This window comes from Desulfovibrio sp. SGI.102, from assembly GCF_050314315.1.
Taxonomy (GTDB): Bacteria; Desulfobacterota; Desulfovibrionia; order Desulfovibrionales; family Desulfovibrionaceae; genus Desulfovibrio.
This window is the reverse complement of record NZ_JBNPNC010000002.1, coordinates 22,623-47,017: the sequence shown is the minus strand read 5'-3', so window position 1 is coordinate 47,017 and position 24,395 is coordinate 22,623. Positions and strand designations below refer to the sequence as shown.

The window sequence follows — 24,395 nt, the reverse complement described above, 5'->3', positions numbered from 1 at the left end:
CATGGAATTCACCCAGGTTCTTATCAAGCCCCTGCTGACGGAAAAGACTACCCTGCTGAAGGATGAGTCCCGTCAGGTGGCTTTCTATGTTCATCCCGGCGCCAACAAGCTTGAAATCAAGCAGGCCGTGGAAAAGGCTTTTGATGTGAAAGTTGAAGCGGTCAACGTGGTTCGCAAGGCTCCCTCCAATCGGGAACGCCAGGGTCGCGTGGTGGGCCGTAAGCCCGGCTGGAAGAAGGCCTATGTGACCTTGCGCCAGGGCGATAAAATCGAGTTCTTCGAGGGAGTGTAAAATGGCTGTCCGTAAGCTGAAACCGACCTCCGCCGGGCGTCGTTTCCAGACGGTTTCCGACTTTGCGGAAATCACCCGGACGACCCCTGAGAAGTCGCTCACCGTGGGCCTGACCAAGAAGGCCGGCCGCAACAACCGTGGCCGCGTGACCAGCCGTCGTCGTGGCGGCGGTGTGAAGCGCCTGTACCGCATCATCGACTTCAAGCGTAACAAGTTCGGCATCGCCGCCAAGGTTGCGCACATCGAATACGACCCCAACCGTACCGCCCGTATCGCCCTGCTCCACTACGTGGACGGCGAAAAGCGCTACATCATCGCTCCTGTGGGTCTGAAGCAGGGCGACGTGGTGCTGGCCGGTGAAGGTGCCGACATCAAGCCCGGCAACGCCATGCAGATGTCCCGCATCCCGGTGGGTACCGTGATCCACAACGTCGAGCTGTACCCCGGCAAGGGTGGCCAGCTCTGCCGCGCCGCTGGCACCTACGCCCAGCTCGTGGCCAAGGAAGGCAAGTACGCCCTGCTGCGTCTGCCCTCCGGCGAAGTGCGCAAGGTGCTGGCTTCCTGCGTGGCCACTGTGGGCCAGGTGGGCAACATCCAGCACGAAAACATCTCCTTGGGCAAGGCCGGCCGCAACCGCTGGCTGGGTCGCCGTCCTCAGGTCCGCGGTGTGGCCATGAACCCCATCGACCATCCCCTGGGCGGTGGCGAAGGCCGCAGCTCCGGTGGTCGTCATCCCGTGTCGCCCTGGGGTATGCCTGCCAAGGGCTTCAAGACCCGCGACAAGAACAAGGCTTCTTCGCGCCTTATCATTAAGCGCCGCGGCCAGAAGTAGGAGTAGCAGATGCCCAGATCTTTGAAGAAAGGGCCGTTCATCGACGGCCACCTGATGAAGAAGGTTGACGCTGCGGTGGCCTCCAATGACCATCGCGTGGTGAAGACCTGGTCGCGCCGCTCGACCATCCTGCCCGAAATGGTGGGTCTGACCTTTGCGGTGCACAATGGCAAAAAGTTTGTGCCGGTGTTCGTGACCGAAAACATGGTGGGTCACAAGCTGGGCGAATTCTCGCCCACTCGTACCTTCCACGGCCACGCCGCTGACAAGAAGGCCAAGGCCGGCAAGAAGTAGGGTAGAGATATGGAATCCAAAGCTATCGCGAAATTCCAGCGCGTGTCGCCCCGCAAGACCCGCCTTGTGGCCAAGAACGTGCAGGGCAAGGGTGTGGAAGAAGCCATGAACATTCTGCGCTTCACCCCCAACAAGCCCGCCGGCGTGCTGCTGAATGTGCTCAAGAGCGCCGTGGCCAATGCCTCCCAGCTGGGTGGCGTGAACGTGGACGCCATGGTCATCAAGGAAGTCATCGTGAACGAAGGCCCCACCTGGAAGCGCTTCATGCCCCGCGCCCAGGGCCGTGCCACCAAGATTCACAAGCGTACCAGCCACGTTACCGTTATACTCGCAGAAGGGCAGGAATAGGCTATGGGTCAGAAAGTTCATCCGTTTGGCTTCCGGCTGGGGTACAACAAGAACTGGCAGTCCCGCTGGTTCAGCAAGAAGGACTACCCTGCCTTTGTGTTTGAAGACAGCAAGATTCGCGCCTATGTGAAGAAGCTCCTGTATCATGCGGGGCTGGCCAAGATCGAAATCGAACGCGCCGGTGGCAAGATCCGTCTGATCCTGTCCACTGCCCGTCCCGGTATCGTCATCGGCCGCAAGGGCGTGGAAATCGAAAAGCTGCGCGGCGACCTCCGCCAGAAGTTTGGCCGTGAGTTCTCGCTGGAAGTGAATGAAATCCGTCGTCCCGAAGTGGAAGCCCAGCTCGTGGCCGAAAACATCGCCCAGCAGCTGGAACGCCGCGTGGCCTTCCGTCGCGCCATGAAGCGCACGGTGTCCATGGCCCGCAAGTTCGGTGGCGAAGGCATCAAGGTGACCTGCTCCGGTCGTCTGGCGGGCGCTGAAATCGCCCGTACCGAATGGTACCGTGACGGTCGCGTGCCGTTGCAGACCCTGCGCGCCGACATCGACTACGGTTTTGCCGAAGCGCACACCACCTACGGCATCATCGGTGTCAAGGTGTGGATCTACAAGGGTGAAATCCTTGACAAAGAGGTTGATCAGTAATGCTCGCGCCTAAGAAAGTTAAATTCCGTAAATGGCAGAAGGGCCGCCTGCGTGGCCTGGCTAGCCGCGGCGCCTCCATCGCCTTTGGCGATATTGGCCTGAAGGCCGTGCAGCACGGTCAGTTGTCCAGCCAGCAGATTGAAGCCGCCCGTATCGCCATGATGCGTCACATCAAGCGTGGCGGTAAGGTCTGGATCCGCGTGTTCCCCGACCGCCCCGTGACCGCCAAGCCTCTTGAAACCCGTCAGGGTTCCGGTAAGGGGGCTCCGGTGGGCTGGTGCGCTCCGGTCAAGCCCGGCCGCGTGCTGTACGAAATCAAGGGCGTCAGCCTTGACCTGGCTCGCGAGGCTCTGACCCGCGCCGCCCACAAGCTGCCCGTGAAGACCATCATCGTGGTGAGGGAGGGCCTGTAGTATGGCTGCCAAGAAGAACGAAAAAGCCGCCATGGCCACTGCCGCCGAGCTGCGCGACATGAGCGTCGAAGAGCTGCGTGCCAAGCTGGCCGAACAGCGCGAAGAACTCATGACGGCCCGTTTCAAGCATGCCACCGCGCAGCTTGAAAAGACTTCCGAGCTCAAGGCCATGCGCCGTCAGGTGGCTCGCATTTCCACCGTTTTGACTGAAAAGGAATAGAGGGGCTGAACCATGCAAGCTCTGGAAAATCGCAAGGGCAGAACCCTCACCGGTATCGTTGTCAGCGACAAGAACGACAAGACCATCGTCGTGCGCGTTGAAACGCTGGTGAAGCATCCTCTGCTCAAGAAGTATGTGAGGCGCCGCAAAAAGTTCACGGCTCATGATCCCATGAACGAATGCGGCATGGGCGATAAGGTTAAAATCGTGGAGTTCCGCCCCATGTCGCGCAACAAGCGCTGGCATCTGGTCTCCATCATCGAAAAGGCTGTGTAGGGTAGAACCATGATCCAGGTAGAATCGACTCTTCAGGTGGCCGACAACAGCGGCGCCAAAAAGGTGGCCTGCATCAAGGTGCTCGGTGGTTCCCACCGCCGTTACGCTTCCGTGGGCGACATCATCGTCGTGTCCGTCAAGGAAGCCATGCCCCACAGCAAGGTCAAGAAAGGCGACGTCATGAAGGCCGTTATCGTGCGCACTGCCAAGGAAGTGCGTCGCATGGACGGCTCCTACATCAAGTTCGACGGCAACGCCGCTGTCCTGCTCTCCAACCAGGGCGAACCCGTGGGTACCCGTATCTTCGGACCCGTCGCTCGTGAGCTGCGCGCCGCCAACTTCATGAAGATCATTTCTCTTGCCCCCGAAGTGCTGTAGGAGATGACTATGAAAACGTATCGCATCCGCAAGGACGACAAGGTGATGGTCATCACCGGCAAGGACGCGGGCAAGATCGGCAAGGTGCTCAAGGTTCTTCCCAAGAAGGACCGCGTGCTGGTGGAAAAGGTCAACGTGGCCAAGCGCCACATGCGCCCCAACCCCTATGCCCAGCAGCCCGGTGGCATCGTGGAAAAGGAAATGCCCATCCACGTGTCCAACGTGATGGTGGTGTGCTCCGCTTGCGCCAAGCCGACCAAGGTGGGCTACAAGTACATTGAGTCCGAAGGCAAGCAGAAAAAAGTGCGCTTCTGCAAGAAGTGCAACGAAGTTATGGAATAAGGTGATACGATGACACGCCTTGAAAAGATTTATAGAGAGAAAGTGGTTCCGGTACTGCAGAAGGAGTTCAACTACTCCTCCTCCATGCAACTGCCCGGCATCGAGAAGATCTCTCTGAACATCGGTCTCGGCGCCGCCAGCCAGAACAACAAGCTGATGGAAGAAGCCGTGGCGGAACTGACCGCCATCGCCGGACAGAAGGCCGTGGTTACCCGCGCCAAGAAGTCCATCGCTTCCTTCAAGCTGCGTGAAGGCATGCCCATCGGGGCTCGCGTCACCCTGCGCAAGGATCGTATGTGGGACTTCCTGGACAAGCTGATGAACTTTGCCCTGCCCCGCGTGCGTGACTTCCGCGGTATCCCGGACCGTGGTTTTGATGGTCGCGGCAACTTTACCCTGGGCATCAAGGAACACACCATCTTCCCCGAAATGGAAGCTGACCGTGTGGAAAACCCCAAGGGCATGAACATCACCATTGTCACCTCGGCGACCACGGACAAGGAAGGCAAGTTCCTTCTGGACCAGCTGGGCATGCCGTTCCGCAAGTAGGAGTAGAGCTATGTCCCGTACCGCTCTTGAAGTGAAGGCTTCCCGTAAGCCCAAGTTCAGCTCCCGCGCCTACAATCGTTGCCCCATTTGCGGGCGTCCCCGGGCCTTCATGCGCCAGTTCGGCATCTGCCGTATCTGCTTCCGCAACATGGCCCTGCGCGGCGAACTGCCCGGTGTGCGTAAATCCAGCTGGTAATCCGCATCCCGGACTGATCTGAAAGATGGAGGGACTCCGAAAGGGGTCCCTCTTTCCGTTTCCGGAGAAGGGCAGGGGAGAGGGGACTGTGCCCCGGCGCTTCCTGCATCCGGCGGGCGGCCCCGGGCAGGAAGGTCCCTTGTGCGCATCCGGGGGCGCAGTCTTACATGGTTTCCGGCTTCCGGGGAGGGACGTATCCTCTTTCGGGATACGTTCTTCACCCGGCCGGTCTCCTTCCTTTTGCAAATTTTGCTTGCTTCCCGATGACAGATGGGCTATCTGCCCCTGCGCGCCGTACGCCGTACCCTGCCGGAAAGTCCGGTGGAGCTGGCCATGCGGCGCGGGTCGCACCGGAGACGGGCGGGACTCCTGCAGTGGAGCAGCCCCGTTTTCATTCATGGTGCGGCGATCCGGTGCCTGGTCCCTCGCATGCAGGCCGGGATGCCCGGCAGGACCGGCGCCGGCATGACTCGGGAACGCCCTGGAAAGAGCGGATTTTCAGGCCGTGAGCAAAAAAAACATTGCCTTTTGCTCCGGCTTGGGATATGGACTTTCGATTGTGTGCGGGAAGTGGCGGCATGGGGCCGCTAACCCCTCACGAAACCAACCTTAGGAGCTATCGATGTTGACAGATCCTATTGCGGATATGCTGACCCGTATCCGCAACGCACATTTGGCCCTGCACAAGGAAGTGAATGTGCCGCGCTCGAAGATGAAAGAAGCCTTAGCCGCCATCCTCAAGCAGGAAGGTTACGTCGAAGACGTGGCTATCGACGACCGCAACATTACCATCACGCTGAAGTATCAGAAGGGCAAGGCCGTCATCTCCGGCCTGAAGCGCGTCAGCACCCCCGGTCGCCGCGTGTATGTGGGCGCTCACCAGATCCCCAAGGTGCAGAACGGCCTCGGCATTTGCATTCTGTCCACGTCCAGCGGTGTGCTGGACGGCATGACCGCCCATGAAAAGAAGGTGGGCGGCGAACTTCTGTGTGAAATCTGGTAGGGGTGCACCATGTCTCGTATCGGCAAACAGCCCATTACCGTTCCCGCTGGCGTTGAAGTCAAGATCGGAACGGATGTTGTGGAAGTGAAGGGCCCCAAGGGTACGCTGCATACCCCTGTGTGCAGCCTGCTGAATTATGACCTCACCGACGGTGTGCTGACCCTGACCCGCGTGGAAGACGACCGTCACAGCCGTGCTCAGCACGGTCTGCGCCGCACCCTGCTCGCCAACTGCATCGAAGGCGTGACCAAGGGCTTCTCCAAGTCCCTGGAAGTGATCGGCGTGGGCTACCGCGTTGCCGTCAAGGGCAACCTGGTGGAACTGTCCGTGGGCTTCTCCCACCCCGTGCTGGTGGAACTGCCCGAAGGCATCCAGGCCAAGGCCGAAGGTCAGATCCTGACCATCAGCGGCGCCGACAAGGAACTGGTGGGCGAAATGGCCGCCAAGATCCGTCGCATCCGCAAGCCCGAACCCTACAAGGGCAAGGGCATTAAGTATACCACCGAGACCATCCGCCGCAAGGTCGGTAAGTCCGGCGGCAAGAAGTAGGTAGGGATTGCGTCATGAAGCTTACCAAGAATGAATCCCGTCAGCGCCGCAAGGTTCGCATTCGTAAAAAGGTGCAGGGTACCGCCGAACGTCCCCGTCTGGTGGTGTACCGCTCCAACATGCACATCTACGCCCAGATCGTGAACGATCAGGAAGGCGCCACCCTGGTCGCCGCCTCCACCCTCAGCCTGGCCAAGACCGAAGCCGGTATGCATTGCAACCTGGCCGGCGCCGAGAAGGTGGGCATGGAAATCGCCCGTCTTGCCAAGGAAAAGAACATCACCCAGGTGGTGTTCGATCGCAACGGGTACCTTTATCACGGTCGCGTGAAAGCCGTGGCCGACGGCGCCCGCGAAGGCGGCCTGGAGTTCTAATATGCGTCAGGAAAATACCGAAACCAAACAGAACGAATTGGGCGAAATCGAAAAGATCGTCTCCCTGAACCGCGTGGCCAAGGTGGTCAAGGGCGGTCGCCGTTTCAGCTTCAGCGCCCTTGTGGTGGTGGGCGACGGCAAGGGTGGCGTGGGCTACGGCCTGGGCAAGGCCCAGGAAGTGCCCGAAGCCCTGCGCAAGGCCACTGAACGCGCTCGCAAGAACCGCGTGCAGATTCCTCTGGTGGAAGGCACCCTGCCTTACGAAGTGCTGGGCCGCTTCGGCGCTGGTCGCGTCATGCTGAAGCCCGCCTCCGAAGGTACCGGTATCATCGCCGGTGGTGCCGTGCGTGCCGTCATGGAAGCCGTGGGCGTGCGTGACGTCCTGGCCAAGGCCATCGGCACCAACAACCCCCATAACGTGCTGCGTGCCACCATGCAGGGCCTGATCTCCCTGCGCAGCGCTGACGAAGTGTCCGAGCTGCGTGGCAAGAAGCTCGAAGCCCCGAGGAAGTAAGTCATGGCTGAAATTACGGTCAAACTCGTGCGTTCTCGCATCGGCACCACGCCGGCCCAGCGCAAGCTGCTGGACTCCCTTGGCCTCAAGCGTCGCGAACAGGTCAAGTCGTTCAAGGACACCCCGGCCATCCGGGGCATCATCGCCAAAGTTTCGCACCTTGTGGCCCTGGTGGACTAGTCCACGGCCGCAGGAGGAGTATATATCATGCAACTGCACAATCTCTTTCCCTTCCCGGAAGAGCGCAAAACCCGCCGTCGTGTGGGCCGTGGTTCCGGTTCCGGCCTGGGCTGCACCGCTGGCAAGGGTAACAAGGGTCAGAACGCCCGCGCCGGCGGCGGTGTGCGTCCCGGTTTCGAAGGCGGCCAGATGCCCCTGCAGCGTCGTCTTCCCAAGCACGGCTTCAAGAACTTCCCCTTCAAGGTGACCTACGACGTGATCAATCTGGACCGTCTGCAGGAAGCCTTTGAAGGCAAGAGCGAGATCACCCTGGACGACATCTACGCCCGCGGCCTGGCCCGTCTGGGCGCGCCCGTGAAAGTGCTTTCCCGCGGCGAAGTGAAGTCGGCCATCAAGGTGGAAGCTCACAAGTTCAGCCAGGCCGCTGCGGAAAAGATCCGCAACGCCGGCGGCGAAGCCACCGAACTTGAAGCTGCGCAAGCGGCTGAGTAATTATGCGCCATGCCGGTAACGGCAGGCGGATGTCTTTGACCCCGCGCCGGAATGGGCGCGGGGTAAAGACGCTCCCGCGCATATGCGTCCCTTACAGCGTAAAAGGTAACGAGTGATTCATGGCATCAGCATCGGTTAATCCCCTCGGACAATCTTCTCTGGCCAAGCGCCTGGGCTGGACCTTCCTCCTTCTGTGCTGCTACAGAATCGGTGTGCATGTGCCCATCCCCGGTGTGGATGCCGCGGCCCTGGCCGCGTACTTCAAAAGCCTGTCGGGAACGTTGTTCGACATGTTCGACATGTTCTCCGGTGGCGGCCTGTCCAACGTGTCCGTCTTCGCTCTGGGTGTCATGCCCTACATCTCGGCGTCCATCATCATGCAGCTTTTGCAGGTGGTGAGCCCCGACATCAAGCGCATGGCCAAGGAAGAAGGCCAGGCCGGACGCCGCAAGATAACCCAGTACACCCGTTACCTGACCGTGCTGATCACCCTGGTGCAGGGCCTGTTCATCTCCATCGGGCTCGAATCCATGACCAGCCCCGACGGCACGCCCATCGTGCTCAATGCGGGCTGGCATTTCCGCATGGTGACCATGGCCACCTTCACGGCCGGTTCCATGCTCGTCATGTGGCTGGGTGAGCAGATCACTGAACGCGGTATCGGCAACGGCATCTCCCTGATCATCTTCTGCGGTATCGTGGTGGGCATCCCGCGCGGCATCATGCAGTCCATGGACCTCATCAAGTCCGGCAGCATGAGCATCTTCCTCGCGGTCATCATCGTGCTGCTCATGGCCGCCGTGCTGACGGCCATCGTGTTCGTGGAGCGTGCCCAGCGCCGTATCCCCATCAGCTATGCCAAGCGCCAGATCGGACGCAAGATGTTTGGCGGCCAGAACACGCACCTGCCCCTGCGCGTTAATACGGCGGGCGTCATCCCGCCCATTTTCGCCTCGTCGCTGCTGCTGTTCCCGGCCACGGTGGGCCAGTTCTCCACCAATGAATACGTCAGGATGGTCACGGACTTCTTTGCTCCGCACGGCGTCCTGTACAATGTGCTCTATGTTGTCCTGATCTTCTTCTTCTGCTACTTCTACACGGCCATCATCATCGACCCGAAGGATATGGCCGAGAACCTGAAGAAGAACGGCGGCTTCGTCCCCGGCATCCGTCCCGGCGAACGCACCCAGGAATACATCGACACCGTACTCTCGCGTCTGACCCTGAGCGGCGCGGTGTACATCTCGGCCATTTCCCTGCTGCCCATGCTCATGATCGCCAAGTTCAACGTGCCGTTCTACTTCGGTGGTACCAGCCTGCTGATCCTTGTCGGCGTGGCCATGGACTTCATGAATCAGGTCGAGTCCCACATGATCTCAACCCAGTACCAGGGGTTGATGAACAAGGCGGCCCGCAAGGGCGGCCGCATGTAATTCTGGCAAAGAGAGCTGGAAAGTCATGAAGAAGTATCAAGGCGCATTCATCAAAAATGAGCGGGAGATCGCTTGCCTGCGCGAGGCCAACCGTATGGTGGCCAACATCCTGGATGCCATCGGCGACATCGTGAAGCCGGGCGAAACGACCATGCGCTTTGAAGAACTGGCGCGCGACATGTGCGCCGATTATAAAGTGAAACCGGCCTTTTTGGGCTATTACGGCTACCCCTACGCCACATGCTGCTCGGTCAACGAGCAGGTGGTCCACGGTTTCCCCTCCCCGCGGCTGCTTGAGGAAGGGGACATCGTCAGCGTCGACATGGGCGTGGTCTTTGAAGGTTTTGTGGGCGACGCTGCGCGTACCTTCCCTGTGGGCAAGGTGAGCGAGGAAGCCTGCAAGCTCATGCGCGTCACGGAGGAGAGCCTCTATGTCGGCATCGAGCAGGCGCGTGCCGGTAACGATGTCTATGCCATCGGTATGGCCGTGCAGAACTATGTGGAAGCCGCCGGTTTCAATGTCGTGCGTCAGTATGTGGGCCACGGAGTTGGCGCCAAGATGCACGAAAAGCCGGAAGTCCCCAACTATCACCCCGGTGGCCGCGGGCTGACCCTGCGTAACGGCATGGTCATCGCCATTGAGCCCATGGTCACCGCCGGCAGCTACGAGGTGGACGTTCTGGAAGACAAATGGACTGCTGTGACACGCGACCGCCGCCTGGCTGCGCATTTTGAACACAGTGTAGCCATTACGCCGGACGGGCCCCGGATCCTGAGCATTTCGGACCGCGGCCTGAACCGGACGACAATTGGTTGTTGACAGAGCAGGTAAAGATGGATAAAGGTTTCTGTTCCCGCTGCTAATGAGCGGTGAGCAGCCGTATTGACCGGGTTTGTGTTGTGCTTCCGGCAGCGGCAAACCTTGGTCACGCAAAGCCGGATGGCTTTGCCACTCATTGGAGACGAATCATGAAAGTCAGACCTTCCGTCAAAAAAATATGCCCCAAGTGCAAGGTGATCCGGCGCAAGGGTGTTCTTCGAGTTATCTGCGAAAACCCCCGGCACAAGCAGCGCCAGGGCTAGGGCAGGAGACGTACTGTGGCGAGAATTGCAGGTGTTGATTTGCCTCGTGGCAAACGTGTGGACATTGCGCTCACCTATATCTATGGCATCGGCCGTGCTACGGCCCTGCAGATCCTGAGCACCACCGGTGTGAACTGGGAGCGCAACATTGATGATCTTTCCGCCGACGAAGTGAACGAGATCCGTAAGGAACTCGAGCAGAACTACAAGGTGGAAGGCGACCTCCGTCGCGAGATCTCTACCAATATCAAGCGCCTCATGGACATCGGCTGCTTCCGTGGCCTGCGTCACCGTCGCGGCCTGCCCGTGCACGGTCAGCGCACCCACACCAATGCGCGTACCCGCAAGGGTCCCCGTCGCGGTGTGGTGGGCAAGAAGAAGTAGGGCGCATTCCTTTTCACGCGAATTTAGCCAGATTGAGGTAATATCATGGCCAGACCCAAGAAAGTGGTCAAGAAAAGAGAAAAGAAGAACGTGCCCGTGGGCATTGCCCACATCCAGGCTTCGTTCAACAATACCATCATCACCTTTACGGACACTCGCGGCAACGCCATCAGCTGGGCCTCTTCCGGCCAGAGCGGTTTCAAGGGTTCCCGCAAGTCCACCCCCTTCGCTGCCCAGGTTGCTGCCGAAACTGCCGCCCGCAAGGCTCAGGACAACGGCATGCGCACCGTGGGTGTGTATGTGAAGGGCCCCGGCTCCGGTCGTGAAGCCGCCATGCGCGCCATTGCCGCTGTTGGCTTCCGGGTTGCTTTCATCCGCGACGTTACGCCCATCCCCCACAATGGTTGCCGGCCGCCTAAGCGCCGTCGCGTGTAGTTGGCTGCCCGAGAGGCAGTGGTAATCAACGCAAGAGGATTCTTCAAATGGCCAAATATACTGAAGCCAAATGCCGCATTTGCCGTCGCGAGGGCTGCAAGCTCTTCCTGAAGGGCGACCGCTGCTTTACCGACAAGTGCGCTTATGATCGCCGTCCCTACGCTCCTGGCCAGCACGGCCGTGCGCGTAAGAAAGTCAGCGAATACGCTGTCCAGCTGCGCGAGAAGCAGAAGACCCGCCGCAGCTACGGTATCCTGGAAAAGCAGTTCCGCGGATACTTCGAAAAGGCTGAAATGCAGAAGGGCGTCACCGGTACCAACCTGCTGGTGATCCTGGAACGCCGCCTGGACAACGTGGTGTACCGTCTCGGTTTCGCCAACTCCCGTAACCAGGCCCGTCAGCTGGTGCGTCACGGCATCTTCACCCTCAATGGCCACAAGGTGACCATCCCCTCGCTGCAGGTGCGCGTGGGCGATACCATCGAAGTGCCCGAAAAGAACCGCAAGATCCCCGTTCTGGCCGAAGCCCAGGAAGTCATCGCCCGCCGCGGCTGCCCCGCCTGGCTGGAAGCCGACGGCGCCGCTTTCAAGGGCACCGTGAAGGCTCTGCCGCAGCGTGACGACATCCAGTTCCCGGTCAATGAACAGCTGATCGTTGAACTTTACTCGAAATAAGCGGGGGCTTCATGCTTATCAAACAGGGCGAACGCCTTATCAATGCGCGCAACTGGAACGAGCTCGTCAAGCCCGACCAGATCCTGCGCGACGAAGACACGGCCAGCAGCACGCACGGCAAGTTTGTTTGCGAACCGCTGGAGAGAGGTTACGGCACCACCATCGGCAATGCCATGCGTCGTGTGCTGCTTGCCTCCCTGCAGGGTGCTGCCTTTGTGTCTGTGAAGATTACCGGCGTGCAGCATGAGTTCACCACCATCCACGGCGTCCTCGAAGACGTGACCGACGTGGTGCTGAACATCAAGCAGGTGCGTCTGCGCATGGACACGGACGAACCGCAGCGCCTGACGCTTCGCGTTGACAGCAAAGGGCCTGTTACGGCCGCCCAGATTCAGGCCAATCAGCATGTGACCGTGCTCAATCCTGAACAGCACATCGCCACTCTCACCGAGGACGTGGTGCTGGAGATGGAATTTGAAGTGCGCATGGGCAAGGGCTATGTGCCTGCCGACATGCACGAAGGTCTGGCCGATGAAATCGGTTTGATTAAGCTGGACTCCTCCTTCTCGCCGGTTCGCAAGGTCGCCTACGCTGTGGAACAGGCTCGTGTGGGTCAGATGACCAACTACGACCGCCTGATTCTCGAAGTGTGGACCGACGGCTCGCTGACCCCTGAAGATGCCATCGCGTACAGCGCCAAGATCATCAAGGATCAGATCTCGGTGTTCATCAACTTCGATGAACGTGTGTCCGGTGACATGCGTCACGGCAGCAGCGACAGCGGCGAGACCAACGAGCATCTCTTCAAGAGCATCGACGATCTCGAGCTTTCGGTGCGCGCCACCAACTGCCTGCGCAGTGCCAACATCGCGCTGGTGGGCGAACTGGTGCAGCGTTCCGAGGCTGAAATGCTCAAAACCAAGAACTTCGGCCGTAAATCTCTGGACGAGATCAAGGAAGTCCTGCACGACATGGGCCTTGATTTCGGCATGAAGGTTGACGGTTTCGAAAAGAAATATCAGGACTGGAAAAGGAAGCAGCAAAATGAGGCATAGCAATTCCGGCAAAAAACTTTCGCGGACGCCTGCGCACCGTAAGGCCCTGTTGCACAATCTCGCCAAGGCGCTGCTTATCCACGGCCGCATCCGCACCACCGAAGTGAAAGCCAAGGAACTCCGCGGCGTTGTCGAGCCGCTGATCTCCCTGGCCAAGCGCAACGACCTGCACGCCCGCCGTCTGGCTTACCGCGTGCTGTGCGACTACGCTCTGGTTAAGCGCCTGTTTGACGAAATTGGTCCCCAGTTCGCCGGTGTGCCTGGTGGTTACACCCGCGTGATGAAGCTGGCCATGCCCCGCAAGGGCGATAACGCTCCCATGGCCATCATCGAACTGACCCGCCTGCCCGAAGCCAAGACGGAAGCTCCCGCCAAGGCTGAAAGCGCCGAGTAGTTCCGATGACCGTGTCCGGTTCCGGCCGGACGAGGGAAAAGGATACAAGGGCCCCCGCAAGGGGGCCTTTTTGCGTTTTGGGGAATAGCCTGGCAGGGGAGGAAGACGTCCTCCTGCAGGGGGCTTGCTGCCCTTCGGGGGCCCCCTTTCCGTATGCATGCCGGGAGCCCGGCCGATATGCGGCAAGACGAGGGAATCCCCATCCCTTTCGGCGCCTCCGTACGGCCGTGCATCAGCCCGGAGCCTGCATTCCTACACGCTGTCCGGAAAGTTTGGCGCTCCACGACAACGCAGCCTCTGCACTCACATGCCTGTACTGACCGACAGCCCCTATCCCTTTTTTACATACGCTGCAGGCGTTCCCGTTCCCTTGTCCTTCCTGGTTCTCACGCCGGAGGCAGCCGGCAGATCCATAGAGCAGGACAGCCTGGTGGAATATCTCTCCCTCACGTCTTTCTGGTTTTTTTATGAGCGCGTTTTGAGGGGAGTGGGGGAGGAGTTTGAGGGGGCGAGGGGAAGCTTTTGGGCGCAAGGAAAAGTTCCCCTCGCCCCCTCAATACTATCAAGCAGCCATCCACTGACCTTTGTCGTCCCTTCTCTGTCATGACTTGCCAGCAGGGGGGCTTTCATGGCATGGACGGCCTGTGCCTGTGCGGCATCCTTTCATTTTTCAACAAAGCGAGGTTCATCATGAAGTTGCTGGAAAAGGCCCGGGCCGCCGGCTGAGCGGCAAAAATGGCTCCAGGGGCCCTGGAGCAGCTTTTGCGGGGCCTCGCGCCCCGTGGATCGTCGGATCTGGAGCAGCGCGTCATCGCCGGGCGTGCCCGCAACGAGGATGCCGTGGTCGTGCGCATGCCGGCGGGCAAGGCCATCGTGCAGACCGTGGACATCCTGGCGCCCATCGTCAACGATGCCTTCTGGTTCGGCCGCATCGCGGCCTGCAATGCCCTGTCGGATGTCTACGCACTGGGCGGGCAGCCCTGGTGTGCCATGAACGTGGCTTTTTTCCCCACCTGCCTGACCGAGAACGACCCGGAGAACATCCTGGCCAATATCCTGCGCGGCGGCATGGATGCCCTGGAAGAAGCCGGGGCCGTGCTGGCCGGCGGGCATACGGTGCAGGATGACGAACTCAAGTACGGCATGGCCGTGACCGGCATCATCGATCCCGATCATGTGGCCGCCAATGACAAGCTGCGGCCGGGCCTGCGTCTGCTGCTGACCAAGCCGCTGGGCACGGGCATCCTGGCTACAGGCGTCAAGGCACGCTGGGACGATCATGAGGAAAGCGAAGCGCTGCTGCAGCGCTGGTGCGGACGTCTCAACCGTATCCCCGGGGAGGCCATCGCCCACTTCCGCATCCCGGCCGCCACGGACATCACCGGTTTTGGGCTGGGCGGGCATCTGCTGGAGATGGCGCAGGCCTCGGGCGTCTGCGTATCATTGCAGACGGAAGCCCTGCCGCTGCTGCCCCACGCTCTGGAGTATGCCCGCATGGGCCTCATCCCGGCGGGCAGCCATCTCAACCGCACCCACTGCGCTCCTGCCGTGGACGTGGCTCCTTCGGTGGATGAGGCAGTGGAAAGCATCGTATTCGATGCCCAGACCTCGGGCGGTATCGTGCTGGCCGTGCCGGGTGAAGAGTTGGCCACGGTGCGTGACTGGCTGGAGGCCAGGGGCGAGATGGCCGTGGAGATCGGTGAAGTGCTGGAGGCGCGTCCCGACGGCAAGCGGCTGCTGCTGCGCTAGCGGGGGAGGGGAGATCCGGGGAGAAGACTCTCCCTTTCTCATTTCCCAAGCTCTCTCTTTCCTCCACGCCTCCCATCCTCTCCGCATGTATTGCAGTGGGAGGAAAGCATCCCGGAAGAGAGGCCTCCCGGCAGTTCGCCAGGCGGCAAGATCGGGCCCCTCTGGGACTGTTGCCATTTCCCTTTTTTCCTGCTGTCCGGTACTGAGGGGAGGGCTGGCCGAGGCTTGCGGGAAAGTGGTGTCTGTGGTATAAAAGTTATCTTTGCGAGAGTGGCGGAATTGGTAGACGCACTGGACTTAGAATCCAGCGGTTTATCCATACGGGTTCAAGTCCCGTCTCTCGCACCAGAATTTGCAAGGACGTCCCCGGCATGGCTGTGGGACGTCTTTGTTTTGAGGGCTGTTGTGCAGGAAGCCTTCCTTGTCCGGCGCAGAGAGGAAGCCAGAGCAGCTCCATTCCTCCACAGCAGCGCGCAGGCAGCAGTCCTCCCTGGCCATGCTGCTGCATATTCCTTCCCCGTCCGGCCTGCGGCGAGCCGGCCAAGGGGTATCCTCCGTCCATCCCTTCTTGCCGTGGCATCACGGGCCATACCGCATCAGACCGCGGCCCTGTTCCTTCACCTCTTTCTGCCTGTACCTGAGCGCCTCCTGCTGCCTTCTTCACCGTTTCGCCAAAGGACGGCTTTTCATCTTGACCGGCACGCTTCCGTGCTTATCTTTGACGGCAGAGAGCTGCCGGGAGACCGGCGTCCAGCCGCTTGAAATCCGCCCTTCTTTGGGCTATGAGAAGCGATTGTCGTGGCTGGCGAGTCGCTCGCCATGCCGGATGATGCGTGTTCTGCACCGCATCATCATTCAGAGAACTGCCGTGCGGCCCAGGTCGCGGTCGTCTTCGGGGCATCCCCGGGGCGCGGCGGAAAAAAGAGACTTTTCGTTAAAGGAGCGCCTCGTGGAATATACTGTTGAAGATTTGTCCCCGGTCAAGAAAAAGGTTGCCATCACCACTGATCCCAAGGAAGTGGAAGCCGCCATCATGGGCGCTGTCGCCCTGTACAAGACGTCTGTGCAGATTGACGGTTTCCGCAAGGGCAAGGTGCCCGCTTCCGTCATCGAACAGCGTTTCCGCGACCGCATCTATGAAGAGGCCCGTCAGGACCTCGTCAACGTGCACATCAATGAAGTGATGTCCAAGCTGGACGTGACCCCCGTCTCCGGTATCAACATGGTGGACGGCGAGCCTGTCATGGAACGCGGCAAGGGCATGAACTACAGCATCGAGTTCGAAGTGCTGCCCACCTTCGATCTGCCCCCCTACGAAGGCATGGAAGTGGAGCAGGAAAAGACCATCGTGGACGACGCTGAAGTGGAAGAAGTGGTGGAACGCATCCGCCGCGACCGCGCCAAGCTGGTGCCCGTGGACGGCGACGGCCCGGCCGTGGACGGCCAGGTGGCCAACATCGACTTCTGCGCCTACGAAAACGGCCAGCCCCTGGAAGGCATCAAGGCTGACGGCTTCGATCTGGCCCTGGGCGAAAAGCAGGCCCTGGAAGATTTCGAAAACCTGGTCAAGACCATCAAGCTGGGTTGCGAAGCCGAAGGCGACATCACCTTCCCCGAAGATTTCCTGGCCAAGGACCTGGCCGGCAAGACCGTGACCATGAAGGTCAAGGTGCATGCCATTAAGGAACGTCAGCTGCCCGCCGTGGATGACGAACTGGCCAAGGCCGTGGGCGTGGAAAACGTGGAAAAGCTCAAGGCCGGCATCCGCGAAAGCTACCGCTCCAGCCGCTACAACCTGAACAAGGGTTCCGCCCAGAAGTCCATGCTGGACAAGCTGGTGAAGATGGTGGAATTCGAACTGCCGCCCAGCATGGTGGACGTGCAGGCCCGCACCCTGCTGGCCGACATGCGCGCCCGCATGGAACGCCAGGGCAAGAGCCTGGATTCCCTGGGCAAGACCGAAGAAGAACTGCTGAAGGAAGTCCAGCCCCAGGCCGAAGAGATCACCCGCATGCAGGTGCTGCTGCTGGCCATCGCCAAGAAGGAAGGCCTGGATGTGAACGAGCAGGAAGTCAATGCCCAGCTCTACCAGCTGTGCATGCGCAGCGGCGAAGACTTCAAGCAGGTTCGCGAAGCCTATGAAAAGAGCGGCATGATCTTCACCCTGCGTGACCGCATCCTGGCCGACAAGGCCATGGACGCCATCTACGCCAAGGCCCAGGTGAAGGAAGTGGAGCCTAAGGCTGCTGAAAAGACTGAAGAAAACAACTAAAGCGAGCGATGTCTGCACCATGGTGCAGATGTTTCCCGCACCTTTCCGGCGACGCTTCGTCGTCCGCTTTTGACGTACGCCGCGGCGGTTCTCCCGTCGCGGCGGCGTCGAATTTATACGGTTTAACTCACAGAGAGGTTTTCATGTCCCTCGTCCCCATGGTCATCGAAACCACGGGCCGTTCCGAACGTGCCTACGATATTTATTCCCGCCTGCTCAAGGATCGCATCATCCTGCTGAGCAGCGAAGTGAACGACACTGTGGCCTCCCTTGTCTGCGCCCAGCTCCTGTTCCTGGAATCCCAGGATCCGGAGAAGGAGATCAACCTGTACATCAATTCTCCCGGCGGCTCCGTGACCGCCGGTCTGGCCATCTACGACACCATGCGTTACATCACCGCGCCCGTCAGCACGGTGTGCATGGGCCGGGCCGCCAGCATGGGGGCATTTTTGCTGGCTGCCGGGCAGAAGGGCATGCGCTACGCACTGCCCAACAGCCAGATCATGATCCACCAGCCGCTGGGCGGCTTCCAGGGCCAGGCCACGGATGTGGACATCCACGCCCGCGAGATGCTGCGCATCAAGGAACGCCTGAACACCATGCTGGCCGAGAACACCGGTAAGAGCTACGACGAGGTGGTCCGGGCCACGGAACGCGACAATTTCCTCACCCCCGAACAGGCCCTCGAATTCGGCATCATCGACCGGGTACTGGTATCGCGCAGCGATATGACGGAGAAAAACTAGTCTATGTCCAACAGCAAGAATTCCGGACAGGAACCGCTGCGCTGCTCCTTCTGCGGACGCAGCGAGCTGGAGGTGAACAACCTTATCGTGCAGGACAACGCCTGCATCTGCGACAACTGCGTGCGCGCCTGCGGTGACATCATCGCCCGCGACAAGGTCCAGCAGCAGGTGGAGGAGGCCGACGAGCGCCTGCTCTCGCCGCAGGAGATCAAGGCCCGCCTGGATGAATACGTCATCGGCCAGACCGAGGCCAAGAAGATCCTCTCCGTGGCCGTGCACAACCACTACAAGCGCGTCTTCTTCGCCGATGCCCTGGGCGATGACGTGGAACTGGAAAAGAGCAACATCCTGCTGGTGGGTCCCTCCGGCAGCGGCAAGACCCTGCTGGCCAAGACCCTGGCCAAGGTGCTGCGCGTGCCCTTTGCCATCGCCGACGCCACGACCCTGACCGAAGCCGGTTACGTGGGCGAGGATGTGGAGAACATCCTGGTGCAGCTGCTGCAGAATGCCGACTACGACATCGAAGCCGCCAGCAAGGGCATCATCTACATCGACGAGATCGACAAGATCTCCCGCAAGAGCGACGGCCCCTCCATCACCCGTGACGTGTCCGGTGAAGGCGTGCAGCAGGCCCTGCTCAAGATCATCGAAGGTACCGAGGCCAACATCCCGCCCAAGGGCGGCCGCAAGCATCCCCAGCAGGAATTCATCCGCATGGATACCAGCAATATCCTGTTCATCGTGGGCGGTGCCTTCGTGGGCCTGGACAAGATCGTGGGCTCCCGCATGAGCGGCAGCTCCATGGGCTTCGGCGCCCAGGTCTGCTCCAAGAAGGAGATGCCCCTGGGCGAGCTGCTGGAAAAGATCCAGCCCCAGGACCTGGTCAAGTTCGGTCTGATCCCCGAATTCGTGGGCCGTATCCCGATCATCACCCATGTGGACGATCTGGACGAGGCCGATCTGGTGCGTATCCTGACCGAGCCCAAGAACGCCCTGGTGCGCCAGTACCAGAAGCTGTTCGAACTGGACCACGTGCAGCTGCGCTTCACGCCCAATGCCCTCAAGGCCATCGCGGCCCGGGCCATCGAGCGCAAGACCGGCGCGCGCGGCCTGCGCAACGTCATGGAGCGCACCATGCTGGACATCATGTTCCGCCTGCCCTCCATGCCCGGTGTCAAGGAATGCCTCATCAACCGGGCCGTCATCGAAAAGGGCAAGGAGCCGGTGCTGCTGTATGACGAAAGCGCCGAAGGCGCTGCTGCCGATACCAGCCTGAACTAGCCCGGCTTCCGGCATGGTCGCACGGCGTGGAGACGCTCCCGCCTGCTGCTGCCGGTCGCACCTTGCCGGGGCCTGCCCCCGGGCAGGCTGTCACAAGATCTGAAAGGGGGGAAGCATCCGCTTTTGCCGCAGGCAGAAGGGATCCTTCCCCTTTCAACGATATACGGGGCCATCCGGCCCGGCCGTCCCGACGGCTGAGCGGGCCGCCCGCGCGGCCCTTTTACGAGGTACACTATGTCCGAATTCCAGCGCGAAGCGCGCTTTTTTGCCGAGCTGCCGGTCATGCCCCTGCGCGAAGTGGTCATGCTGCCGCGTACCATCATGCCGCTTTTCGTGGGGCGCGAAGCCTCCATCAAGGCCATCGAACTGGCCCAGTCCGGCTACAACAAGCAGATGTTCCTGGTGGCCCAGCGCGAGCCCGATGTGGAGAAGCCCGGCGCCGATGATCTGAGCCCCGTGGGGGTCGTCTGCAAGGTCCTGCAGATGCTGCGCCTGCCCGACGGCACCATCAAGGTGCTGTTCGAAGGCCTGCACCGTGCCCGCTGGACGGAGCTGCGCGAAGAGGACAACTGCCTGATGGCCATGCTCTGCACCGTGCCGGAAAGCGAGAGCCGCCCCGAAGAGCGCGAGGCCCTGGTGCGTACCGTGCAGGAAGCGCTGGAAGAGTACGCCAAGAACAACAAGAAGCTGACCCAGGAAGCGCTCATGTCCATCATGGCCCTGCGCGATGCGGGGCCGCTGGCCGACGCCGTGGTGCCCCACCTCAAGGTGGATTACCGCAAGAAGCAGGAAGTGCTGGAGATCGCCGACGTCACCGAGCGCCTGGAGCGCGTGTACGAGCTTTTGCAGGGCGAAGTGGCCCTGGCCTCGGTGGAAAAGCGCATCAAGAACCGCGTCAAGGTGCAGATGGAGCGCAACCAGCGCGAGTACTACCTTAGCGAGCAGCTCAAGGCCATCAACAAGGAGATGGGCCGCGAGGACGATCCCCAGGCGGAAGTGGACGAGCTGGAAAAGAAGCTCGAAGGCCGCAACATGCCGCAGGAAGCCCGCGAGCGCTGCCAGTCCGAACTGCGCAAGCTGCGCAGCATGCCGCCCTCGGCCGCGGAATACACCGTGGTGCGCAATTATGTGGACTGGCTGCTGGATCTGCCCTGGAACGACCTCAAAGAGATCGATATCGACATCGAAAAGGCCCGTGCCATCCTTGAAGGCGACCACTTCGGTCTGGAAAAGCCCAAGGACCGCATCCTGGAATATCTGGCCGTGCAGAAGCTATCCAACGGCCTGCGCGGTCCCATCCTCTGCTTCGTGGGCCCGCCAGGCGTGGGCAAGACCTCGCTGGCCAAGAGCGTGGCCCGGGCCACGGGACGCGAATACGTGCGCCTTTCCCTGGGCGGCGTGCGTGACGAGGCCGAGATCCGCGGGCATCGCCGTACCTATGTGGGCGCCCTGCCCGGCAAGATCATCCAGTCCCTGAAACGGGTAAAGAGCAGCAACCCCCTGTTCTGCCTGGACGAGATCGACAAGATGACCTCGGACTTCCGGGGCGACCCGGCCTCGGCCCTGCTGGAAGTGCTGGACCCGGAACAGAACAACACCTTCATGGACCACTATCTGGATCTGGAGTACGACCTCTCCAAGGTATTCTTCATCACCACGGCCAACTCGCTGGATACCATCCCGGCACCGCTGCTGGACCGCATGGAGATCATCGAGCTCAACAGCTATCTGGAGACGGAAAAGCGCCAGATCGCCCGCAACTTCCTGCTGCCGCGACAGGTGAAGGAACACGGCCTGAAGCCGGAGAACATCGCGCTGTCCGACGGCGCCATCCTGGAGATCATCCGTTCCTACACCCGTGAAGCGGGCGTGCGCAATCTGGAGCGCGAGATCGCCGCCCTGTGCCGCAAGACCGCCATCCGTCTGGTGGAGGACAACGATCTGGACAAGTGCGTGAGCATCTCCCGCCAGAACCTGGCTTCCTTCCTCGGCGTCAAGAAGTATCGCCACGAGGAGCGCGAGAGCGAGTCCCAGGTGGGCGTCTGCGCCGGTCTGGCCTACAACCAGCGCGGTGGCGAGATTCTGATGGTGGAGACCAGCCTCATGTCCGGTTCTGGGCAGGTGGTCATCACCGGCCAGCTGGGCGACGTGATGACCGAGTCCGCCCGTGCGGCCCTGACCTATGTGCGTTCCCGCGCCGAGATCCTGGGCCTTGACCCGCGTTTCCACCGCAAGGTGGACATCCATGTGCATGTGCCCGACGGCGCCACGCCCAAGGACGGCCCCTCGGCCGGCATCACCCTGGCCACGTCCATCACCTCGGCCCTGCTGGGCATCCCGGTGCGCAACGATGTGGCCATGACCGGCGAGATCTCCCTGCGCGGCCGCGTGCTGCCCATCGGCGGCCTGCGGGAAAAGCTGCTGGCTGCCCGCCGCAGCGGCATCAAGAAGGTCCTCATGCCGCATGACAACGAAAAGGATCTCAAGGAAGTGCCCGCCGAGGTGCTGGAAGATCTGGAGATCGTCTTCATGGACCATGTGGACGAAGTCCTGCCCCATGCCCTGGCCGCTTCCGTGGAAGAGATCTTTTCCGGTCGCGCCACAGCCCAGCCGCTGTATCTCAGCCTGCGCGCCGGCAAGAGCGACAAGGACAGCAGTGCCGCTGCACCGCAATAAGCTGATAGTAGGGGGGATTTGAGCGGGGGAAACCTTTTGTGGACAAAAGGTTCTCCCCCGCACCCCCTTCCAAAAAACTTTTTTTAGGTGGGGCCGCTGGTCCCCGCCGCTGGACGGTGGGGAGCGGACAACGGCCCGTGGACCGGGAAAACAGGAAGAGGAAGGCATTGTGCCTTCCTCTTCCTGTTTTTGGTGCGTATGGCGTGCCGTGCGTGCGCAGCGTACCTTTGAACGGATGTCCGGTATAAAACAAAAACGCGGAGGGCAGAGTGCCTTCCGCGTTTTTGTTTTGGGCGCAGGCCTCTTTGTCAGAGAGCCGTGCTTGTCTTGGCCATTTTTGCCGGGGGACCGGCAATGGGGGCTGTCCGGCGTCGTACCGGGGAGTCCATCCTCCTGCATAAAGCGCGTTGGGAGGAGGATGGGGGCTTGGGGGAAGGAGGGACCTTTGCGCGCAAGCCGGCGACCGAAGGCGGCCGCAGGCCGTGCCCGTTGCGACGAAGGGAGCTACGGGCATCGACAGCAGGGCAAGGTCCCTCCTTCCCCCAAAAAACTTGCTTACATGTGGAAGAAGCGCAGGGGAGGCACGCCGGGGATCATGCGGGCGTCGGCCAGCTTGCGGTAGAAGAGGCTGAGGCCCTGCAGTTCGCGTTCTCCCAGGCTGAAGGTCAGGCCTTCGTTGTAATAGACGGTCAGTTCCTCGCGGGACAGGGGGCAACCGTGGCCGGTGAGGTCGAGGATGACATCCATATGGGAGAGGCCCCAGTCACGGCCCTGACGCATGAGCGCGCCGGGGTCGCTGTGGAAAAGCTTTTTCTGCACGGCGTCGTGGCTGACCACCCAGACCCCGAAGATGAAGGGCAGGCCGGTCCATTCCACCCAGGCATCGGCCAGGTCGAGACGGTAGGGATAGTCAGGATGGTTGCGCAGGCGCAGGGCTTCGTCCCCGATGGCCAGGAAGGCTTCGGGGGCCCTGTCCGTGCCCAGGGTGGGCGTGACGGCGCCGGTGACGTAGTTCACGTCGCAGTGGTAGTGGTCCTTCATGAGCAGGCGCAGCAGGGCCACGGAGGTGTGGGTCTCGCCGCTGATGAGGATGGTCTGGCCGCCCAGCTGTTCCACAGGGCGGCGGGACATGAGCAGCACGCTCATGACATTGCCGTGGGAGCCGATGGAAAGATCCTCCACCAAATGGTAGCGCTCGGGGCGCATGGCGTATTCGAAACAGGAATTGGAGGAGATGTGCAGCTCGCCCCGGGCCATCATGTTGTTGAGGACGGCGGGCGGCCCGGAGATGATCTCGAAATCGTGGGGGATGATGCCCGCTTCCAGGGGATGATAGATGGGCAGGACGTTGAGGTAGCCGATACGGCCCATGCGCAGGGCATCAGCGGGCAGACCGGGTTCACTGGACATGGCATTCCTCCTGGCCGCAGAGCGGCCGTTTCTTGGTGGGCTGTCCGGGGGCAGTGGGAAGGGAGGCACCCGTGCGGACGCATCCCGGAATGCTGCATAACAGGCCGCCGCCAAAAAGGAAAGGGCGGGGGCAGGCGTTTTGACGTCCCTTGGCCTTCCTGTATATGATGGAAAAAAGCAGGTGAGTCATGTTCAAACGTTTTTTTCTCGTATTGCTGGCAGGTACGCTGCTTGGGGGGATTCCGGTCATGGCTGCAGCACTGGAAAACGAGACCGCGGGCGCCATCGTGCGTGAGCCTGTCCTGACGGGTGAACAGGCCCAGGCCATGGTCGAGGTGGTCATGCATGAGGCCCGCGAGAGCGGGCATGCCGTCACCGTGACCGTGGTGGACCGCTCCGGCCAGATACTGGCGGTGCTGCGCGACCATCACGCCGGTGTGCATACGCTCAACGCCAGTTACAAAAAAGCCTACACGGCGGCCTCCCAGAAGCGCGAGACGGTCGCCATAGCCCGTGGCATACGGGACGGCTCCATCCCCTCGGACATCCGTTATCTCGACCCCAATTTCTCCCTTATGGAAGGCGGTATCCCCGTCATCCTGGAAAATGTGGTGGTGGGCGGTATCGGGGTCGGCGGTGCCCACGGCAGTGAAGACGGACGTCTGGCCCGCATCGGCCTGCTGGTGTTGCAGCACTAGTCCTGCGTGCGGGGCACTGGCCCGCGTGGCGTGCGGCGTGACATGCGGGCGGCTGCCCGCTGCCCGAGGGAGATCCGGCGGAAAAAGTAAGAAAATAACTAAATAGTAATAATTCCTATTTACAAAAGTTGCCGGTCATGGCATTTCTTTCCTTACGATACCTCCTGGGGGGAGGCTGTCACTGCACCAACCAGGTGCGCAAACCAAG

The 24,395-nt window shown here is 61.0% G+C and carries 33 protein-coding genes and 1 tRNA gene; 33 read left to right on the top strand and 1 reads right to left on the bottom strand.

From position 1 onward, the window contains the following. Position 1: 1 nt before the first annotated feature. The 32 genes from rplW (at position 2) to lon (ending at position 22,079) form a co-directional block, all read left to right on the top strand. Entirely contained in the window at positions 2-292 is a 291-nt protein-coding gene (gene rplW, locus ACQRCJ_RS00855; protein WP_006008406.1) for a 50S ribosomal protein L23, read from the top strand. A gap of 1 nt (position 293) precedes the next feature. Further along, on the top strand, positions 294-1,124 hold the full coding sequence (gene rplB / locus ACQRCJ_RS00850; protein WP_006008408.1) for a 50S ribosomal protein L2: 831 nt from the start codon (positions 294-296) through the stop codon (positions 1,122-1,124). A 9-nt stretch (positions 1,125-1,133) separates the two neighbouring features. After that, positions 1,134-1,418, top strand: a complete 285-nt coding sequence (gene rpsS, locus ACQRCJ_RS00845) for a 30S ribosomal protein S19 (protein WP_006008410.1) — start codon at positions 1,134-1,136, stop codon at positions 1,416-1,418. 9 nt (positions 1,419-1,427) lie between these two features. Then, positions 1,428-1,766 (top strand): 50S ribosomal protein L22, encoded by a 339-nt coding sequence (rplV, locus tag ACQRCJ_RS00840; protein ID WP_006008412.1) that lies wholly within the window; start codon positions 1,428-1,430, stop codon positions 1,764-1,766. Between the two features lie 3 nt (positions 1,767-1,769). Further along, positions 1,770-2,411, top strand: coding sequence for a 30S ribosomal protein S3 (rpsC, locus tag ACQRCJ_RS00835; protein WP_006008414.1), 642 nt, complete (start codon positions 1,770-1,772; stop codon positions 2,409-2,411). Beyond that, positions 2,411-2,824, top strand: a complete 414-nt coding sequence (rplP, locus tag ACQRCJ_RS00830) for a 50S ribosomal protein L16 (RefSeq protein WP_006008417.1) — start codon at positions 2,411-2,413, stop codon at positions 2,822-2,824. Before rpsC ends, rplP begins: the two co-directional genes overlap by 1 nt. Positions 2,825-2,855: 31 nt before the next feature. Next, a complete protein-coding gene (rpmC, locus tag ACQRCJ_RS00825) occupies positions 2,856-3,044 on the top strand; it encodes a 50S ribosomal protein L29 (RefSeq protein WP_040369967.1) in 189 nt (62 codons plus the stop codon). 12 nt (positions 3,045-3,056) lie between these two features. After that, positions 3,057-3,320, top strand: coding sequence for a 30S ribosomal protein S17 (gene rpsQ, locus ACQRCJ_RS00820; RefSeq protein ID WP_006008421.1), 264 nt, complete (start codon positions 3,057-3,059; stop codon positions 3,318-3,320). A 9-nt stretch (positions 3,321-3,329) separates the two neighbouring features. Further along, the gene (gene rplN, locus ACQRCJ_RS00815; RefSeq protein ID WP_006008423.1) at positions 3,330-3,698 is read left to right on the top strand and encodes a 50S ribosomal protein L14; all 369 of its coding nucleotides are present in this window, start codon (positions 3,330-3,332) and stop codon (positions 3,696-3,698) included. 9 nt (positions 3,699-3,707) lie between these two features. Beyond that, positions 3,708-4,040, top strand: coding sequence for a 50S ribosomal protein L24 (gene rplX / locus ACQRCJ_RS00810; protein ID WP_040369827.1), 333 nt, complete (start codon positions 3,708-3,710; stop codon positions 4,038-4,040). Between the two features lie 9 nt (positions 4,041-4,049). Next, positions 4,050-4,589, top strand: a complete 540-nt coding sequence (gene rplE / locus ACQRCJ_RS00805) for a 50S ribosomal protein L5 (RefSeq protein WP_006008426.1) — start codon at positions 4,050-4,052, stop codon at positions 4,587-4,589. A 10-nt stretch (positions 4,590-4,599) separates the two neighbouring features. After that, positions 4,600-4,785, top strand: a complete 186-nt coding sequence (locus ACQRCJ_RS00800; protein ID WP_006008429.1) for a type Z 30S ribosomal protein S14 — start codon at positions 4,600-4,602, stop codon at positions 4,783-4,785. A 622-nt stretch (positions 4,786-5,407) separates the two neighbouring features. Then, positions 5,408-5,788 carry a 30S ribosomal protein S8 gene (rpsH, locus tag ACQRCJ_RS00795; RefSeq protein ID WP_006008433.1) on the top strand — a complete coding sequence of 127 codons (381 nt, stop codon included), beginning with the start codon at positions 5,408-5,410 and terminating at the stop codon, positions 5,786-5,788. A gap of 9 nt (positions 5,789-5,797) precedes the next feature. Next, positions 5,798-6,337, top strand: coding sequence for a 50S ribosomal protein L6 (gene rplF, locus ACQRCJ_RS00790; protein WP_168935247.1), 540 nt, complete (start codon positions 5,798-5,800; stop codon positions 6,335-6,337). A 14-nt stretch (positions 6,338-6,351) separates the two neighbouring features. Continuing rightward, positions 6,352-6,711 carry a 50S ribosomal protein L18 gene (gene rplR / locus ACQRCJ_RS00785; protein ID WP_006008437.1) on the top strand — a complete coding sequence of 120 codons (360 nt, stop codon included), beginning with the start codon at positions 6,352-6,354 and terminating at the stop codon, positions 6,709-6,711. A gap of 1 nt (position 6,712) precedes the next feature. Then, positions 6,713-7,225: a 30S ribosomal protein S5 gene (rpsE, locus tag ACQRCJ_RS00780; protein WP_072337310.1), complete on the top strand. Its 513-nt coding sequence runs from the start codon at positions 6,713-6,715 to the stop codon at positions 7,223-7,225. Between the two features lie 3 nt (positions 7,226-7,228). Further along, entirely contained in the window at positions 7,229-7,405 is a 177-nt protein-coding gene (rpmD, locus tag ACQRCJ_RS00775) for a 50S ribosomal protein L30 (RefSeq protein WP_072337311.1), read from the top strand. 27 nt (positions 7,406-7,432) lie between these two features. After that, entirely contained in the window at positions 7,433-7,897 is a 465-nt protein-coding gene (gene rplO, locus ACQRCJ_RS00770) for a 50S ribosomal protein L15 (protein ID WP_006008442.1), read from the top strand. A gap of 119 nt (positions 7,898-8,016) precedes the next feature. Then, positions 8,017-9,330 carry a preprotein translocase subunit SecY gene (secY, locus tag ACQRCJ_RS00765; RefSeq protein WP_168935246.1) on the top strand — a complete coding sequence of 438 codons (1,314 nt, stop codon included), beginning with the start codon at positions 8,017-8,019 and terminating at the stop codon, positions 9,328-9,330. A gap of 25 nt (positions 9,331-9,355) precedes the next feature. Then, a complete protein-coding gene (map, locus tag ACQRCJ_RS00760) occupies positions 9,356-10,150 on the top strand; it encodes a type I methionyl aminopeptidase (protein ID WP_006008446.1) in 795 nt (264 codons plus the stop codon). A gap of 149 nt (positions 10,151-10,299) precedes the next feature. Then, positions 10,300-10,413 carry a 50S ribosomal protein L36 gene (gene rpmJ, locus ACQRCJ_RS00755; protein ID WP_005027799.1) on the top strand — a complete coding sequence of 38 codons (114 nt, stop codon included), beginning with the start codon at positions 10,300-10,302 and terminating at the stop codon, positions 10,411-10,413. A gap of 15 nt (positions 10,414-10,428) precedes the next feature. Beyond that, positions 10,429-10,797, top strand: coding sequence for a 30S ribosomal protein S13 (rpsM, locus tag ACQRCJ_RS00750; protein ID WP_040369828.1), 369 nt, complete (start codon positions 10,429-10,431; stop codon positions 10,795-10,797). A 45-nt stretch (positions 10,798-10,842) separates the two neighbouring features. Beyond that, on the top strand, positions 10,843-11,232 hold the full coding sequence (rpsK, locus tag ACQRCJ_RS00745) for a 30S ribosomal protein S11 (protein ID WP_006008449.1): 390 nt from the start codon (positions 10,843-10,845) through the stop codon (positions 11,230-11,232). A 47-nt stretch (positions 11,233-11,279) separates the two neighbouring features. After that, complete coding sequence (gene rpsD / locus ACQRCJ_RS00740) at positions 11,280-11,906, top strand: 30S ribosomal protein S4 (protein WP_006008451.1); 627 nt, start codon at positions 11,280-11,282, stop codon at positions 11,904-11,906. 11 nt (positions 11,907-11,917) lie between these two features. Beyond that, positions 11,918-12,961, top strand: coding sequence for a DNA-directed RNA polymerase subunit alpha (locus ACQRCJ_RS00735; protein ID WP_006008453.1), 1,044 nt, complete (start codon positions 11,918-11,920; stop codon positions 12,959-12,961). Continuing rightward, positions 12,951-13,355 (top strand): 50S ribosomal protein L17, encoded by a 405-nt coding sequence (rplQ, locus tag ACQRCJ_RS00730; protein ID WP_006008455.1) that lies wholly within the window; start codon positions 12,951-12,953, stop codon positions 13,353-13,355. The genes ACQRCJ_RS00735 and rplQ overlap by 11 nt, the downstream gene beginning before the upstream one ends. A gap of 690 nt (positions 13,356-14,045) precedes the next feature. Further along, the gene (gene selD / locus ACQRCJ_RS00725; protein ID WP_300645450.1) at positions 14,046-15,104 is read left to right on the top strand and encodes a selenide, water dikinase SelD; all 1,059 of its coding nucleotides are present in this window, start codon (positions 14,046-14,048) and stop codon (positions 15,102-15,104) included. Positions 15,105-15,368: 264 nt separating this feature from the next. Then, a tRNA-Leu gene (locus ACQRCJ_RS00720) sits at positions 15,369-15,452 on the top strand. 601 nt (positions 15,453-16,053) lie between these two features. Then, entirely contained in the window at positions 16,054-17,376 is a 1,323-nt protein-coding gene (gene tig, locus ACQRCJ_RS00715) for a trigger factor (protein ID WP_168935243.1), read from the top strand. A 143-nt stretch (positions 17,377-17,519) separates the two neighbouring features. Beyond that, a complete protein-coding gene (clpP, locus tag ACQRCJ_RS00710; protein WP_006008466.1) occupies positions 17,520-18,122 on the top strand; it encodes an ATP-dependent Clp endopeptidase proteolytic subunit ClpP in 603 nt (200 codons plus the stop codon). A gap of 3 nt (positions 18,123-18,125) precedes the next feature. Beyond that, positions 18,126-19,403 carry an ATP-dependent Clp protease ATP-binding subunit ClpX gene (clpX, locus tag ACQRCJ_RS00705; RefSeq protein WP_168935242.1) on the top strand — a complete coding sequence of 426 codons (1,278 nt, stop codon included), beginning with the start codon at positions 18,126-18,128 and terminating at the stop codon, positions 19,401-19,403. Positions 19,404-19,637: 234 nt separating this feature from the next. Then, positions 19,638-22,079, top strand: coding sequence for an endopeptidase La (gene lon / locus ACQRCJ_RS00700; protein ID WP_427799174.1), 2,442 nt, complete (start codon positions 19,638-19,640; stop codon positions 22,077-22,079). Positions 22,080-22,634: 555 nt separating this feature from the next. Here the strand turns inward: lon and ACQRCJ_RS00695 are convergent. Beyond that, complete coding sequence (locus tag ACQRCJ_RS00695) at positions 22,635-23,489, bottom strand: menaquinone biosynthetic enzyme MqnA/MqnD family protein (RefSeq protein ID WP_006008470.1); 855 nt, start codon at positions 23,487-23,489, stop codon at positions 22,635-22,637. A gap of 248 nt (positions 23,490-23,737) precedes the next feature. On the opposite strand from ACQRCJ_RS00695, the gene ACQRCJ_RS00690 reads away from it, so the two are divergent. Next, a complete protein-coding gene (locus tag ACQRCJ_RS00690; protein ID WP_239463851.1) occupies positions 23,738-24,187 on the top strand; it encodes a GlcG/HbpS family heme-binding protein in 450 nt (149 codons plus the stop codon). The last annotated feature ends 208 nt before the right edge of the window (positions 24,188-24,395 follow it).